The 14,495-nt window shown below is 73.6% G+C and carries 11 protein-coding genes and 1 riboswitch; of the genes, 5 read left to right on the top strand and 6 right to left on the bottom strand.

Going from position 1 to position 14,495, the window contains the following annotated elements; translation table 11 throughout:
• The first annotated feature begins 352 nt into the window (after nt 1-352).
• Entirely contained in the window at nt 353-1,804 is a 1,452-nt protein-coding gene (locus ACH4E7_RS24115; RefSeq protein ID WP_396251250.1) for an SDR family NAD(P)-dependent oxidoreductase, read from the top strand.
• A gap of 21 nt (nt 1,805-1,825) precedes the next feature.
• Nucleotides 1,826-2,290, top strand: coding sequence for an NUDIX hydrolase (locus ACH4E7_RS24110; protein ID WP_396251093.1), 465 nt, complete (start codon nt 1,826-1,828; stop codon nt 2,288-2,290).
• A gap of 62 nt (nt 2,291-2,352) precedes the next feature.
• Here ACH4E7_RS24110 and ACH4E7_RS24105 read toward each other — a convergent pair whose 3' ends face one another.
• The 3 genes from ACH4E7_RS24105 to ACH4E7_RS24095 are packed head-to-tail and all read right to left on the bottom strand — an operon-like array spanning nt 2,353 to nt 5,791.
• Nucleotides 2,353-4,587, bottom strand: a complete 2,235-nt coding sequence (locus tag ACH4E7_RS24105; protein WP_396251092.1) for an FtsX-like permease family protein — start codon at nt 4,585-4,587, stop codon at nt 2,353-2,355.
• Nucleotides 4,584-5,270, bottom strand: coding sequence for an ABC transporter ATP-binding protein (locus tag ACH4E7_RS24100; protein WP_396251091.1), 687 nt, complete (start codon nt 5,268-5,270; stop codon nt 4,584-4,586). The genes ACH4E7_RS24105 and ACH4E7_RS24100 overlap by 4 nt, the downstream gene beginning before the upstream one ends.
• Nucleotides 5,267-5,791 carry a PadR family transcriptional regulator gene (locus ACH4E7_RS24095; protein WP_396251090.1) on the bottom strand — a complete coding sequence of 175 codons (525 nt, stop codon included), beginning with the start codon at nt 5,789-5,791 and terminating at the stop codon, nt 5,267-5,269. Before ACH4E7_RS24095 ends, ACH4E7_RS24100 begins: the two co-directional genes overlap by 4 nt.
• A gap of 362 nt (nt 5,792-6,153) precedes the next feature.
• On the opposite strand from ACH4E7_RS24095, the gene ACH4E7_RS24090 reads away from it, so the two are divergent.
• Nucleotides 6,154-6,810 carry a hypothetical protein gene (locus ACH4E7_RS24090; RefSeq protein ID WP_396251089.1) on the top strand — a complete coding sequence of 219 codons (657 nt, stop codon included), beginning with the start codon at nt 6,154-6,156 and terminating at the stop codon, nt 6,808-6,810.
• Between the two features lie 62 nt (nt 6,811-6,872).
• Here the strand turns inward: ACH4E7_RS24090 and ACH4E7_RS24085 are convergent, their stop codons facing one another.
• From ACH4E7_RS24085 to ACH4E7_RS24075, 3 genes are all read right to left on the bottom strand, one after another.
• Entirely contained in the window at nt 6,873-7,550 is a 678-nt protein-coding gene (locus tag ACH4E7_RS24085; protein WP_396251088.1) for a YoaK family protein, read from the bottom strand.
• Between the two features lie 45 nt (nt 7,551-7,595).
• Nucleotides 7,596-8,330: an MgtC/SapB family protein gene (locus tag ACH4E7_RS24080; RefSeq protein ID WP_396251087.1), complete on the bottom strand. Its 735-nt coding sequence runs from the start codon at nt 8,328-8,330 to the stop codon at nt 7,596-7,598.
• A 103-nt stretch (nt 8,331-8,433) separates the two neighbouring features.
• Nucleotides 8,434-10,128, bottom strand: coding sequence for an NRAMP family divalent metal transporter (locus ACH4E7_RS24075; RefSeq protein ID WP_396251086.1), 1,695 nt, complete (start codon nt 10,126-10,128; stop codon nt 8,434-8,436).
• A 378-nt stretch (nt 10,129-10,506) separates the two neighbouring features.
• Nucleotides 10,507-10,683, bottom strand: a riboswitch (M-box (ykoK) riboswitch).
• 167 nt (nt 10,684-10,850) lie between these two features.
• On the opposite strand from ACH4E7_RS24075, the gene ACH4E7_RS24070 reads away from it, so the two are divergent.
• Together ACH4E7_RS24070 and ACH4E7_RS24065 are read left to right on the top strand one after the other, a co-directional pair.
• Nucleotides 10,851-11,621, top strand: a complete 771-nt coding sequence (locus tag ACH4E7_RS24070; RefSeq protein ID WP_396251085.1) for an ABC transporter ATP-binding protein — start codon at nt 10,851-10,853, stop codon at nt 11,619-11,621.
• A complete protein-coding gene (locus ACH4E7_RS24065) occupies nt 11,618-14,356 on the top strand; it encodes an FtsX-like permease family protein (protein ID WP_396251084.1) in 2,739 nt (912 codons plus the stop codon). The genes ACH4E7_RS24070 and ACH4E7_RS24065 overlap by 4 nt, the downstream gene beginning before the upstream one ends.
• Nucleotides 14,357-14,495 lie beyond the last annotated feature (139 nt).

Below are 14,495 nucleotides of genomic sequence, written 5' to 3'. Positions count from 1 at the left end.
TCTGGCTGGGAGAAATTACACCTCGGGTGCGGTTGCGGCGATGCCGCCGGGGCGCACTCGGGCGCCCGGCACCCAGCGTTCGATTCTCCGGCAGGGTGGGGGCAAATGCCAGTTCGGGGAACATTGCTGGTGCTGTACACAAACCGTGATCAATGCTCCGCGCGTAGACATGGACGATCCTCCAAGCGCCCGCCCCCACGTCGGCTTTTCGCCCCGGCGCGGACCGCTCCCGTAGCATTCACGCGGTAACGGCGAGGCGAGTGGGAAAGCGGCAGCGGGCGTGAGCATCGAGCAGAAGGACGTCGAACAACACGGCGTCGGTCAGGTCCAGGGCGAGGGCACCGAGGAGGAGATCGACTACGGTCCCGGCCTCGACCCCGAGCGGCTGAGGCTCTGCCTGGAGGTGCTCGCCGAACTGGACGAGCTGCACGTCGACCACCCTGACGCGATCACCGTCCGCCAGGCCGTCGGCGGCATATTCCGGACCCTCAAGCAGCGCCGCCGCCAGGAGACCCGGGCCCGCAAGACCGCCAACGACCGCAAGGTCACCGCCCGGACCGCGACCGGCGCGCCCACCCGGATCGACGACGAGACGGCCGGCGCCTTCGGCCTGACCACCGTCACCACCACCGAGATCGCCGGCATCCTGGAGCGGCCGCGCTCCTGCTACATCTGCAAGGGCCGGTACGTCGAGGTCGACGCGTTCTACCACAACCTGTGCCAGCGGTGCGCGGCCGTGAACCGGTCCCGCCGGGACGCCCGGGCCGACCTCACCGGCAAGCGCGCGCTGCTGACCGGCGGCCGGGCCAAGATCGGGATGTACATCGCGCTGATGCTGCTGCGCGACGGCGCCCACACCACCATCACCACCCGCTTCCCCAACGACGCGATCCGCCGCTTCACGGCGATGCCGGACAGCGCCGAGTGGATCCACCGCCTCAAGATCATCGGCATCGACCTGCGCGACCCGGCCCAGGTGATGGCGCTGGCCGACGAGGTCGCCGCCGACGGCCCGCTGGACATCCTGATCAACAACGCCGCGCAGACCGTCCGTCGACCGCCGGAGTCCTACCGCGAGCTGGTCAACGCCGAGTCCGCCCCGCTGCCGGCCGGTGAGCTGCCGCAGGCCACCACCATCGGCCGTTTCAACAGCGGCAGTGTCGACCTGCCCGCGCTCCCCCACCAGGCGAGCGGCGACGACCGTCGGATGGCCGCCGAGGACGTCACCTCGCTCGCGCTGGTCACCGGCTCCGCCACGCCCGCCCGGATCGAGGCCGGAACGGCGATCGACGCCGGCGGCCTGGTGCCCGACCTCGCGCCCACCAACAGCTGGGTGCAGACCGTCAGCGAGGTCGGCCCGGTCGAGCTGCTGGAGGTCCAACTCTGCAACTCCACCGCGCCGTTCATCCTGATCAGCCGGCTGCGCCCGGCGATGGCCGCCTCCGCGTCCCGCCGCAAGTACGTGGTCAACGTCTCCGCGATGGAGGGCGTGTTCCAGCGCGGCTACAAGGGCGCCGGCCACCCCCACACCAACATGGCCAAGGCCGCGCTCAACATGCTCACCCGCACCAGCGCGGACGAGATGTTCCAGACCGACGGCATCCTGATGACCGCCGTCGACACCGGCTGGATCACCGACGAGCGGCCGCACCCGGACAAGATGCGCCTCGCCGACGAGGGCTTCCACGCCCCGCTGGACCTCGTCGACGGCGCGGCCCGGGTGTACGACCCGATCGTGCGCGGCGAGGCGGGCGAGGACCTGTACGGCTGCTTCCTCAAGGACTACGAGCGCGCCAACTGGTAACCAGCTGAAGGAGATGGCGAGATGAGCACAGCACCGACCGCACCGCTGCTCGGCGCCGGGATCATCGTGCCCACCGGGGACGGCCGGGTGCTGATCGGCCGCCGCACCACGGCCGGCGAACCGCCCACCTGGAGCCTGCCCGGCGGCAAGGTCGACCTCGGCGAGTCCTTCGAGCAGACCGCGGCCCGCGAACTCGCCGAGGAGACCGGCATCGTGCTGCCGGCGGCCGCGATGCGGGTGCTCGCCGTGCACCTGGACCACGAGCTCGGCCGGCCCCGGCTGACCGCCGCCGTGCTGGCGCCGCCGAGCCTGGCCGAGGCGGTGGTCACCGAGCCGCACGCCTGCGCCGGTTGGGAGCGCTTCGCGGTGGACGAGCTGCCGGAGCCGATGTTCTACCCGTCGGCGCTGGTGCTCGGCAGCTGGCTGCCCGGACTGGACGACGTCCGCCGGGACGGGACGCGCGGCTACACCGTCGCCCGGCGCTGACGCGCGGCCACCCCACCGCCTGCCGTCGTCAGGCGGTGGGGTGGCCGACTCCCGTGCGGCGATCAGCCGTTGCGGGCCGCCTCCGGCCCGGTGATCCGCTTGAGCAGCGGCAGCGTCGAGCCGATGATCCCGAGCGAGGCGAGCAGCCCGAAGCCGGTCAATCCGTAGTACGCCAGGCCCGGAGACACCAGGCTGTAGTCCATCTGCGCCTTGAGGAACATCGCCGCCGCGGTGAAGCCCGTCCCGATCGCGAGCGCCGACACCACCAGCAGCGGCAGCGCGCTCTCCAGTCCGACCACCCCGCGCAGCAGCCGCAGCGGCGCTCCGGTCAGCCGCAGCATCGCGAACGGCCGTCGGCGGTCGGACAGTCCGGCCACCACGCTCACCGCGAGGCTGCACCCGGCGATCGGCAGGGTGGTCAGCAGCACCACGTTCGCCAGCTGCCGCCAGCCCTGGAGCTTCCTCTGCCCTTCGGAGGACCAGTCCTCGGCCAGCCGCGGCTCGTAGGTCGGGAACTCCTTCATGAACAGGGTCCGCAGCTGCTCCTTGGCCGCCTCGGAACCGTCGGTGGTCGCGTAGAGCATCCGGACCGGGAGCTCGGCCACTGCCTCCGCCGAGATCTGTACTGCGGGCCACTCGTGCCCTGAGCCGTCCGTCAGGTCGAGCAGCTGGTAGGGATCGACCGCCGCGACGGCGGCGCCGGGCGCGCAGTGGCCGACCACGGGGACCTGCGCGAGTTCCGCGCAGCTCACCAGGCTGGGCACCATCCGTCGCTCGCCCAGCTGGTACGCGCCGATCCCGGCCGGGTTGTCGTGCACCAGGGCGATCCCCCGGAACCCGGGGACGGCTCGGGCCTGCGCCAGCACGCGGTCGGGCACCGAAGGCAGTGCGGCCGCGTCCGGCTTGTTGCCGAACGGGGTGGCCACGATCGCCTTGCGCACCTCGGGGGCGCCGTTCAGCATCCCCTGGTTGGCGTTGATGGTGCTCATGATGGCGAGGGTTCCGGTGGTGACGAACAGTGCCAGCACCAGTCCGGCGACCGAGCGGAAGCCCGCCCGCGGGTCGTCCGACAGGCGGCGCATCGCGATCAGCGAGGCCGGCCGGCTGGTCCGCCGGGCCACCGCCTGGGCGGTCGCCATGGTGAGCCACGGCCCGGCGACCACCAGGCCCAGCATCACCAGCACGAAGCCGGTCAGGTACGCCAGGGACTGCCCGTTGGTGGTCGCCGGCTTGCTGCCGACGAAGTAGCCGAGCTCGGCCAGGCCCGCCACCAGCGGCGTCACCCGCCAGGCGCTCGGCGGCTTCGGGGTGACCCGGCGGGAGACCCCGAGCGGCGAGATGGTGACCCGGCGCAGCGCGAACCGGGCGGCGAGCGCGGCCGCCACCGGTACGCCCAGCACCACCCCGGCCACCTGCGGAAGGGTCAGGCTCAGGTCGGAGGCGAAGAAGCGGTCGCCGGTGAACGGCACGTCGGCCACCAGCGGCTTCAGCGCGAGGTACAGGCCGAAGCCGAGGGCCGTGCCGATCACCGCGGCCACGGTGGACTCCACCGCCGACATCACCGACACCTGGCCGGGCGTCGCGCCCACCAGGCGCATCGCGGCGTAGCGCTGCTCGCGGGTGGCGGCGGACAGCCGGGTCGCGGTGCCGATGAAGATCAGCACCGGGAAGATCAGTGCCCCGGCCACCACGGTGAGCACCAGGAGCATCCGGTCCCCGTGCACGCCCGCGCCGTAGCAGTCGTACTCGCAGTCGGTGGGCAGCGCGGTGGCGATGCTGGTGACGGTGCGGGCCCTCGGCCGCACCTTGACCTCGTCCGCGGTGCGGCCGATCACCACCGCGAGGGTGTCCGGGGAGGGCAGCGCGTCATCGCCGAGGGTGCCGACCAGCCGGCCCGGGAAGCGGTCGCCGAGTTCGACGGCCGGGGTGTCGCGCAGCAGCTTCTCCAGCGCGGGCGAGGCGTAGTACTCGCCGGGCGCGGGCAGCCGGCTCAGGCCGGGCACCAGCGGCGAGCTGGGCCCGGTCGGGGCGAGGTCGGCCCGGAAGACGGTCTTCCCGCGGTAGTAGTCCATCCGGGCGCTCCACCAGAGCGGGTCCACGGGGGCGGCCGCGGTCGCGTCCTTGACGCCGGTGTTCATCCAGATCTGCCGCTCGTTGGCGCGGTCGATCGCGTTGACGCTGGAGAGGGTGGACAGCAGCAGCCCGACGCCGATCGCGACCGCCGCCGCGATCATCAGCAGCCGGGCCACCGCCTCCCGGCCGCCGCTGACGGCCAGCCGGAGCGAGAAGGGGATCACGGGGCCACCGATCCGGCGGAGAGGGTACGGGCCTGGCCGTCGCGGACGATCGCCTCGCGGTCGGCGTAGGCGGCGACCCGGGGCTCGTGGGTGACCAGGATGACGGTGGTGCCCTGTTCCCGGGCCGCGGCGACCATCAGCTCCATCACCTGCTCGCCGGTCAGCGAATCCAGCGCGCCGGTCGGCTCGTCGGCGAACAGCACCTGCGGACGGGCCACCAGGCCGCGGGCCAGGGCGACCCGTTGTGCCTGACCACCCGACAGCTCGCCGGAGCGGCGCGTCTCCATGCCGTCCAGGCCGAGCCGGGCGAACCAGGGACGGGCCTGGGCCAGGGCCGCGCCCCGGCGGACGCCGTTCAGCAGCAGCGGCAGGGCCACGTTCTCCTCGGCGGTCAACTCCGGCACCAGCTGGCCGAACTGGAAGACGAAGCCGAACGTGTCCCGGCGCAGGGCGCTGCGCCGAGCCTCCGACATGCGGTCCAGGCGCTGCCCGTTGAACAGCACCTCGCCCGCGTCGGGCACCAGGATGCCGGCCAGGCAGTGCAGTAGCGTCGACTTCCCCGAGCCGCTGGGGCCCATGATGGCCAGCACCTCGCCGGCCTGGACGGCCAGGCTCGCCCCGCGCAGCGCGGGCGTCTCGCCGAAGGCGAGGGCGATGTCGCGGGCTTCGATGACAGTGGTCATCCGCGCACCTCCGCGGCGAGGGCGTCGAGGCGGGCGACGGTGAGGTCGATCCAGCGCAGGTCGGCCTCCAGGTGGAACAGGCCGTGGTCGGCGAGCAGGGCGTCCACCAGGGCTCCGGTGCGCCGCAGTTCGGTGAGCTCGCGCATCCGGCGCAGGTGGGCGGCGCGCTGGGTGTCCAGGTACTGCTCGGCGTCGCGGCCGAGCATCAGGGCCAGCACGACCTTGGTGAACAGCACGGACTGCAGGTTGGGTTCGGGTGTGATCGGCTCCTGGAGCCAGGTCTCGAACTCGGTCACCCCGGCGTCGGTGATGACGTAGCGCTTGCGCTCGGGCCCGTCGCCGGGCTCGGCCTCGCCGGCCACCACCTTTCCGTCGCGGGCCAGTCGGCCGAGGGTCGCGTAGACCTGGCCGTACGGAAGGGGCTTGCCGCGGCCGAAGAGGGAGTCGTAGTCGCGCTTGAGGTCGTAGCCGTGGCTCGGCTCGCGCTCCAGCAGCCCGAGGAGGGTCAAGGGAACACTCATGGGCGAGACCATACACCAGGGATATACACCGAGTGTATAGCTGCGAGGAATACGGCCATGACCTGGCGAAACGTCAACTGACCGACAAGAGCGGACAGGAGGCGGCCCCACGACCGCCCCCTGCTCCGCACCACGGGCCGGAACCCCCACGGTCCGACCGGGCCGGCGCCGCGCTCAGGCACGGGGAGCGCGGGCCGGACTCCAGCCTGCCCGGACGGGCGGCGCCTGCCGAGGGCCGAACGTCCCTGGTAGTGGGGTCGGCGGTACTACGAGCGCGCACCACTCTTGTGCATAAGGGGCCGTCGGGTGGAGATTGGGTGATGAAACCCCGTACGTGCCCGCGTCCCTGAGGAGTACTCACCGTGGCCAGCACACCCCGCCCCGCCCGGCCCGCGTCGCTCCCGCGGCGAACCGGCCGTCAGCTGCGGCGGGCCTTCGGCGCTCGGCACGAACCCCTGGCCCGCCCGCTCGACCGCGCCCGCGCCCGGGCCTGGCTGCTCGCACTCGTCGGCGGGCTGCTGGCCGTCGCCGTCTCCGTGATCGGCTCCCTGCTCCTGTACCGCTCGACGGCGCCGCAGGCGGCGGCCGACCGGGTGCGGCTGCACCAGGTGGACGCCGTGGTCGCCGTCCTCCCCGACCACGGCGCGGTCACCGGCAGCCGGTTCGCGGGCGGCTACAGCAACCGGATCGGCGTCGAGGCCGCCTGGAACTACCCCATGGGCACCGCGCACACCGGCACCGTCGAGGCCCCGCGCACGGCCGTCGCCGGCACCGTCGTCCCGATCTGGGTCGACCCCGCGGGCAACGCCACCAATCCCCCGGCCGACCGCGCCGCCCTCGCGGTCTCCGCGGCCTGCACCGGAGCCGGCGCCCTGCTCGGCGTGCTCGCGCTGCTCACCCTGGCCCTCCGGCTGCGCCTGCGCGTCCTCGACCGCCGTGCCGAAGCCGTCTGGACCACGAGCTGGGCCCGCCTGGAGCCGCTCTGGAGCGGCCGCGCGGGGCACCGCCGGGAGGAGTGACCCAGGCGAGCAACACCCCTGGCATCCGCCCGGACGACGAGCGGGCACAGGGGCGTTCCGGGTCAGAGGCGCTCCGTCCAGGCCGGCGCCGGGGTGGCTTCGGCGGCGTGGTGGGTGAGGGCGGCGACCGCGACCAGCAGCACGAGCGCCAGGGCCAGGGCGGTGGGGACGTCGGTGTGGAGGACCAGGAGGGCGCCGGCCAGGGCGCCGGCGAACATCCAGACGACGGAGGCGAGACGGCGCAGGCCGGTGCGGTCGGCGGCGAGAGCGGTGATGGTCATGGTGAGCACGGTGGTGGTGAGGTCGGGGACCTTGAGGGAGCGGACCACCGCGTTCTGGCCGCCCATCGCGAAGGCGAGCAGACCGATCAGGGTGTAGCGGGCGGGTTCGGAGCCGTGGCCGATCACGGCCGCCAGGACGGTGCTCACGGCTACGAGCACCGCCTGGGCGACGACGGCGGCGGTCAGCAGGTGGCCGCGGTGCCCGGGCAGGTGCCGGGAGAGATGGCCGCCGGCCAGGGCACCGAGCAGGAAGGCGGCGAGGGCGGCCAGTGAGGCGGTGGCGGAGAGGTTCGCCGCGCCGGCCAGGGCGAAGCCGAGGAAGACCACGTTGCCGGTCATGTTGGCGACGAAGACGTGCCCGAGTTCGAGGTAGCTGACCGCGTCCACCACCCCGGTGACCACGGTCAGCACCAGCAGCATCGGCACCAGCGGCCCGTGCTCGGGGTCGGGTTTCAGCATCGGGCCTCCCGGCGGCATGAGTGACGGTCCTTCCGTTCTACTCCCTCAGGCCAGCGCCGGGCTGCCGGGCTCCTCCGAGTCCTCGTCCAGGCGCCAGTGCAGGTCCCGTACGCCGGGCTCCAACGACAGCCGGGTGACGACCTGCTCCAGGGCCGGGGTCACCTGCCCGGTGATCGCCACGGTGGCCCGCAGGTTGGTGGTGTCTCCCTCGTCGGAGCGGCGGGCGCGCAGGCCGGTGGGGGCGAGGCCGGAGGCGGCCAGGGCCTGGAGCAGCAGGGCGCGGATGTGGGTCTCGGCCTTGCGGTCGCACTCCAGGTGGACGACGGCCCGGCAGGTGGAGTCCGGGTCGCTGCCGGACTGCGGGGCCCGGTCGAGCAGTCGGCCGGCCGGGCGCAGCACCAGGTGGACGGCGAGCACGGCGAGGGTGCCGAGGACGGCGAGCTCCAGCTTGCCGGAGGCGGCCAGTACCCCGACGGCGGCCGAACACCACAGCGTGGCGGCGGTGTTGAGGCCGCGCACACCGGCGCCGTCGCGCAGGATGACGCCACCGCCGAGGAAGCCGATGCCGGAGACGACGTACGAGGCGACCCGGGTCGGGCTGCCGGTGTCGCCGACCGCCTCGCTGTAGAGCACGAACAGGGTGGCGCCGGCGGCGACCAGGGCGTTGGTGCGCAGGCCGGCCATCCGGGCCCGCCACTGGCGCTCGACGCCGATCAGCGCGCCGCAGGCGACGCCGGTGGCGAGCCGGACCAGGAACTCGACGGTGGTCAGGGTGTGCACGACGGCACCTCCTTCGGAGAGAACGCGGGGAACACGGGGAAAGGGGGCGGACGGGTGGCGAGCGGCTGCCCACCACCCGTCCGCGGGGGCTGTGATCGGCGACTCAGTGGCCGAGCGCGGTCTGGACGATCTTGATGATCACCATGACCATCGCGATCAGCAGGTAGGCCCGCAGGGCGCCCATGCCGACCTTGCGGGCGGTGGACATCACCGGCTTGCCGAGGGTCTCCAGCGGGGGCATCCGCCAGTTCTCGCGGCCGGTGCGGTCATGGGGGCACCCCTGGCCGGAGGCTGGGTGAAGGTCCTCCTTGGTGCCCCGGCGGCCGAAGGTGAAGAAGTACCCGGCGACCAGCACGCCCGTCACGCCGCAGCCGGCCATGATCCACAGGATCGCGTCCGAGCTGATGTCCGGCCAGACCACCGCCGCGGTGAGGATCATGGACAGCATCACCAGGACACCGACCACCGCCGAGGTGAAGGCGTTGGTCCTGGGCCCGTTGACCCACGGGCCCAGCACGGCCTTGTCGTTGCAGAGCAGCAGCAGGAAGACGGTGGCGGAGGGCAGCAGCACCCCGGCCAGCACCTGGACGAACTGGGTGATCAGGCCCTGGGTGTAGTCGGTGGACAGCAGGGTGATCGCGGCGGCGACCGCCACCAGGCCGGCGTACACCGCGTAGAAGCCCTTGGCGCCCTTGACCCCGCGGTGCAGCGAGTGCCTGATGCCGAACACGTCGCCGATGGCGTAGGCGGTGGACAGCGACACCGCGAAGGCGCCGATGATCGAGGCGTCCAGCAGCGCGATGGCGAACAGCACGCCCGCCAGGCGGCCGGCCTTGTCCTCGATGCCCTTGGCCACGGCGGCCGCGTCGGAGAACCGGCCGAAACCGTCGGTGCCCGCGAAGGCCGCCGCCGTGAGTCCGATCAGCGCGGCCGCGCCGACGATGACCACGACGATCCCGATCCACAGGTCGGCCTTCTCGTACGTCATGAAACGCGGGGTGATCCGCTTGTCGATGACGTACGACTGCTGGAAGAACAGCTGCCAGGGGGCGACGGTGGTGCCGACGATCGAGATGATGACCATCATGACGGCCGCGAGCTGGCCGGACCCGCCGGGCAGGGTGGGCGTCACGAAGTCGTGGGCCATCTGCGAGGTCCCGGGGTGGACCATGAAGTAGATCGGCACCAGCAGCAGCGAGCCGGCGCACAGGGTGACGGCGACGCGCTCGAAGCGCTGGAAGGAGCCGGTGAAGGCCGAGGCGATGATGATCGCCGCCGCCAGCACCACCGAGGCCGCCTTCGGCAGGCCCAGGTACCCGGCGGCCAGCGTGACGCCGATGAACTCGGTGACCAGGGTCAGCGCGTTCAGCAGGAAGAGGTCGATGACGCTGAACGCGCCCCAGAACCTGCCGAAGCGCTCCAGGATGAGACGTGCGTGGCCGACCCCGGTGACCGCGCCCAGGCGCAGCACCATCTCCTGGTTCACGTACAGCACCGGGACCAGCATCAGCAGCGTCCACAGCAGCTGGGTGCCGTAGTTCTGCCCGGCCTGGCCGTAGGTGGAGAAGGCACCCGCGTCGTTGTCGCCGACCATCACGATCAGACCGGGGCCGATGATCGCCAGCAGGGTCTTGAGCCGGGCGGAGAGGCCGTGGCGGGGGGTGGTGTCGTCGAGTCGGATGGTGCCGAGCGCGCCCTTGATGTCGCCCACGTGGGCGTCGTCCAGGACGGCGGAGCGGGTGGCGGCGGTAGCGACGGGGACCGTGGAAACCTTCGGGTCCAGCATCACGTTGGTCATGGCGGGGCCTCCCTGCCCCCTACCTTGAGGGGGCGTCAGGGGGCACGCAGCAGCGATCCCCCCTGCGGGCGCACGCCATCGCCTCCGCACGGCGGCGCTGAGCGGCGGCGGCCGTACGGACATGACGATGCGTCAGGCTCTTTGCGTCGAGGCGTGGTTGAGTGCCATGGAGGCACGACCGAGCCCCGAGCGAAGCGCCGGGTGAACGCGCAGGGAAGGTTGCTACCGCGTGCCGGACGTGTTCGAGAGCATGCGGGGGCAGGGGCGACTGTGGCCCGGACTAGGGCAGCCCATGTCTCTCGCCTCCTCCCGGCCGGGGGCGCACCGTCTGTGCGCCGCATCACGACACGGCAAGGAGCACACCGGTCGAGATGGACCGGTACACCCCAACTCGTCAGAGCTTTGGCACTCCACGGCGTGTCCAGCCTGTCCGGCCGGAAGCCACTTGGGGTCAACCCTTAAGTCGGGAAGACCTGTCCTGAACCTGGGCGTCTCTCGACGTCGTCGGGTCAGTGGCCTGTGTCCGTGAAGACGCCTCACCGAACGAGGTGCCTTTTCAAACCTCCCAAAGCATAGACCCGCCCGGCGGGTCCCTCTCACCTTTTCGGCCGATCTTCGACACCTTTGTAGAACCTTGACCAAGCCCGACCGCCCCACTCTCGCGCGTTCGGCATATATAGTTCACCGACATATACAGCTGAACAGCTCACGAGGGGGAAGTGTTGTCCCACACCGGTCCGACCTGGTCCGAGCCCGTCCTGCGACTGGCCGGGGTCTCCCGGGTGCACGGGCGTGGCGCCGCACAGGTGCACGCCCTGCGCGGGATCGACCTGACCGTGCACGCCGGCGAGTTCGTCGCCGTGATGGGGCCGTCCGGCTCCGGGAAGTCGACCCTGCTGACCCTGGCCGGCGGGCTGGACCTGCCCAGCGAGGGCGAGGTACTGGTCGAGGGCGTCGCGCTCGGCGGCCTCAGCCGGGGCAGGCTCGCCGACCTGCGGCGGCGCTCCGTCGGCTACGTCTTCCAGGACTACAACCTGATCCCGGCGCTCACCGCCGCCGAGAACATCGCCCTGCCGCGCGAACTCGACGGCGCCCCGGGCCGCACCGCCCGCCGGGAGGCGCTGGCCGCGCTGGAGGAGCTGGGCATCGGGGAACTCGCCGACCGCTTCCCCGACGACATGTCCGGCGGCCAGCAGCAACGCGTCGCCATCGCCCGGGCGCTGATCGGCGAACGCCGGCTCGTCCTCGCCGACGAGCCGACCGGCGCGCTCGACTCGGCCACCGGCGGTGCCGTCCTCGCCCTCCTGCGCGCCCGCTGCGACGCCGGGGCGGCCGCCATGATGGTCACCCACGAGGCCTCGCACGCCGCCTGGGCGGACCGGGTGGTCCACCTGCGCGACGGCGCCGTCGCCTCGGAGACCGCCGGACGCCGCTCCGGCCGCTGCCCGGCGGCCGTGCACCGCGCCAACTCGCTCGGCCAGGTGACGCGTTGAGGATCGGAGCAGCGAAGGTCGCGCTGCGCATCGCCCGGCGCGACGCGCTGCGGGCCAAGGGGCGCAGCGCCCTCATCCTGGCCATGGTCGCGCTGCCCGTCCTCGGGGTCACCGGCGCCGACGTGGTCCACCGCAGCGGGCAGCTCACCCCGGACGAACGGGTCGAGCGGGTACTCGGCGGGGCGGACGCCCTGGTCACCGGGCTCAACCCCGGCCGGACCGTCGAACAGGCCCCGATCGCCGAGGACGGCGCGTTCGCGGTCGAGCCCAAGCCCGGCCGGCAGCCCACCGCCGAGCAGCAGCGGGCCGCGAGCACCGACCCGGCGGCCCTGGTCAGCTCACTACTGCCGCCCGGCAGCGTGCTCACCCCGGCCCGACCCGGACCGGAGACCGGCGCGACCTCACCCGAAGGCCTGGTCCGCACCCTCACCGCCGAGGCCGACCTCGCCGACCCGGTCTGGCACGGCCGGCTGAACGTCGTCGAGGGTCGCGCCCCGAGTGCCCCGCACGAACTGGCCGCCACCCGGGCCTTCCTGGACCACGCCGGGCTCTCGCTCGGCGGCACCACCACCGTCCAGGGACTGGAACGGACCACCTTCACCGTCACCGCCGTGGTGGAGCACCCGGACGAGCTCGGCCGGGTCGAACTCGTGGCCCGGCCAGGCGAGTTGCTCGACCCGCTGGCCGCCGCGGCGGAGCCCCGCCGCCCCGCCGCCGAGCACGCCCCGGACGCCCGCAACGCCTGGCTGGTCCACCTGCCGAGCGGAATCAGCCTCGACTGGGCCGCCGTGCAGCAGTTCAACGCGTACGGCTACACCCTGACCGCGCGCTCGGTCGCGCTCGACCCGCCGCCGTACGGGGCCGTCGCCTACTACCGCGACTCCGCCCACGACAGCGACCCGGCCGCGGGCAACAGCACCAAGGTCGTGGTCGCCACCGTCACCGGGATGGCGCTGCTGGAGGTCGCGCTGCTCGCCGGGCCCGCCTTCGCGGTCGGCGCCCGCCGCTCGCGCCGCCAGCTCGCCCTGCTCGGCGCGGCCGGCGGCAGCCGGGCCCACGTCGGCGCGGTGGTGCTCGGCGGCGGACTGGTCCTCGGCGTGGCCGGGGCCGCGCTCGGCGTCGCGCTCGGCACCGGGCTGGTCGCCGGGCTGCGGCCGCTCATCGAACGGGTCGGCGGCGCGCGCTTCGGACACCTCGCGCTGCCCCCGCTGGACCTGCTCGCGATCGCCGGGATCGGGCTGCTCACCGCGCTGCTCGCGGCCGCGCTGCCCGCCTGGCAGACCGCCCGCCGCAGCGTCACCGCCGGGCTCACCGGGCGCGACACCGTCCGGCCGCCCAGCCGGGCGGTCACCCTGCTCGGCGTGGCGCTGATCCTCGGCGGCGGCGCGATCGCGATGTACGGCGCGGGCGCGGTGCAGCGCGGCCTGCCCGTGGTAAGCACCTACGACGCCCGCACGCTCACCGTGCTCGGCGGCTCCGTCACCGCCGAACTCGGCCTGCTCGCCTGCACCCCGGTGCTGGTCGCCGTGGTCGGCCGGGCCGCCAGGCGGCTGCCGCTCGGCCCCCGGCTCGCGCTTCGGGACTCCGCCCGGCACCGCACGCGCACCGCGCCGGCCGTCGCCGCGGTGATGGCGGCGGTCGCCGGGGCGGTCGCCATCGGGGTGTACAGCACCAGCACCGACGCCGAGCACCGCCGCGACTACCGGCCGCAGGCCCCGTACGGAGCCGTCCAGTTGGCCAGCTACCGGGACGGGGCGCCGGCCGAACAGCTGCGCGCCGAGTTGGAGACGCAGCTCACCGGACTCGGCCCGCGCGCCGAACTCGGCCAGCTGATCTACAAGTTCTGCGACAACTGCGCCAGCGACATCCAGCTCAAGGGCCCGGTGGACCGGCGCAGGCTCGCCGAGCCGCCGCACATCGCCACCGGGGACGCCGCCCTGCTGCACAACCTGTTCGACGTCCGGGACCAGGCGGCCGAACAGGCGCTGGCGGCCGGGAAGCTGCTGGTCTTCGACCGGTCGCTGGTCGGCGCCGACGGCAAGGCCGTGATGCTGCTGCGCGGGGGCGGCGGCCCGGTGCAGCCGGGACAGATCCCCAAGCCCGACCTCCAGGAGGTCCCGGTGGACGCCGTGGTGGTCGACGACCCGGACGCCGCCCGCTTCGCCCAGGGGCTGCTGCCCACCACCGCGCTCGCCAGGCTCGGGCTCTCGGCCCGGCCGACCGGCGCGGTCTGGCGGCCGGCCACCCCGCCCGACCGCAAGGCGCAGCAGCGCGCCGAGGCCGCCGCGATCCGGCTGGACCGCTTCGCCCGGCTGGATGTCGAACGCGGCTACCAGCCGAAGAGCGACGCTCTCACCCTGGCGCTCAGCGGCTTCGCCGGGCTGGTGGTGCTCGGCGCGGCCGGGATCGCCACCGGGCTCGCGGCCGCCGACTCCCGGCAGGACCAGGCGACGCTCGCCGCCGTCGGCGCGCCGCCCCGGATCCGGCGGACCATGGCAGGGCTGCAGTGCGCGCTGATCGCCCTGCTGGGGGCGGTGCTCGGGGCAACCAACGGGTTCGTCCCGGCGGTGGGGCTGCTGAAATCCCGGGCGAGCGGACCGGGCGCCCAGCCGCCGCTGATCACCGCGCCCTGGGGCGAGCTGCTGCTGGTCGTGCTGGTGCTGCCGGTGGTGGCCGGGCTGCTCGCGGCACTGTTCACCCGGTCGCGGGTGCCGCTCGCGCGGCGGCTGTCGTGAGCGCGGCCCGAGCGGGAGCGGCTGCGCCGGCACGGCCTGAGCTGGAGCGGCTGCCCTGAGCGCGGCTTGAGCACCCGCGGAGCGCCACCCGCACGCCACGGGCGCCCGCCCCCACTGCCCGGGGGCGGGCGCCCGGCGC

This window comes from Kitasatospora sp. NPDC018058, assembly GCF_044327205.1.
Taxonomy (GTDB): domain Bacteria; phylum Actinomycetota; class Actinomycetes; order Streptomycetales; family Streptomycetaceae; genus Kitasatospora.
Note: the sequence above shows the minus strand (reverse complement) of the source record. Positions and strands in the feature narration are given on the sequence as shown.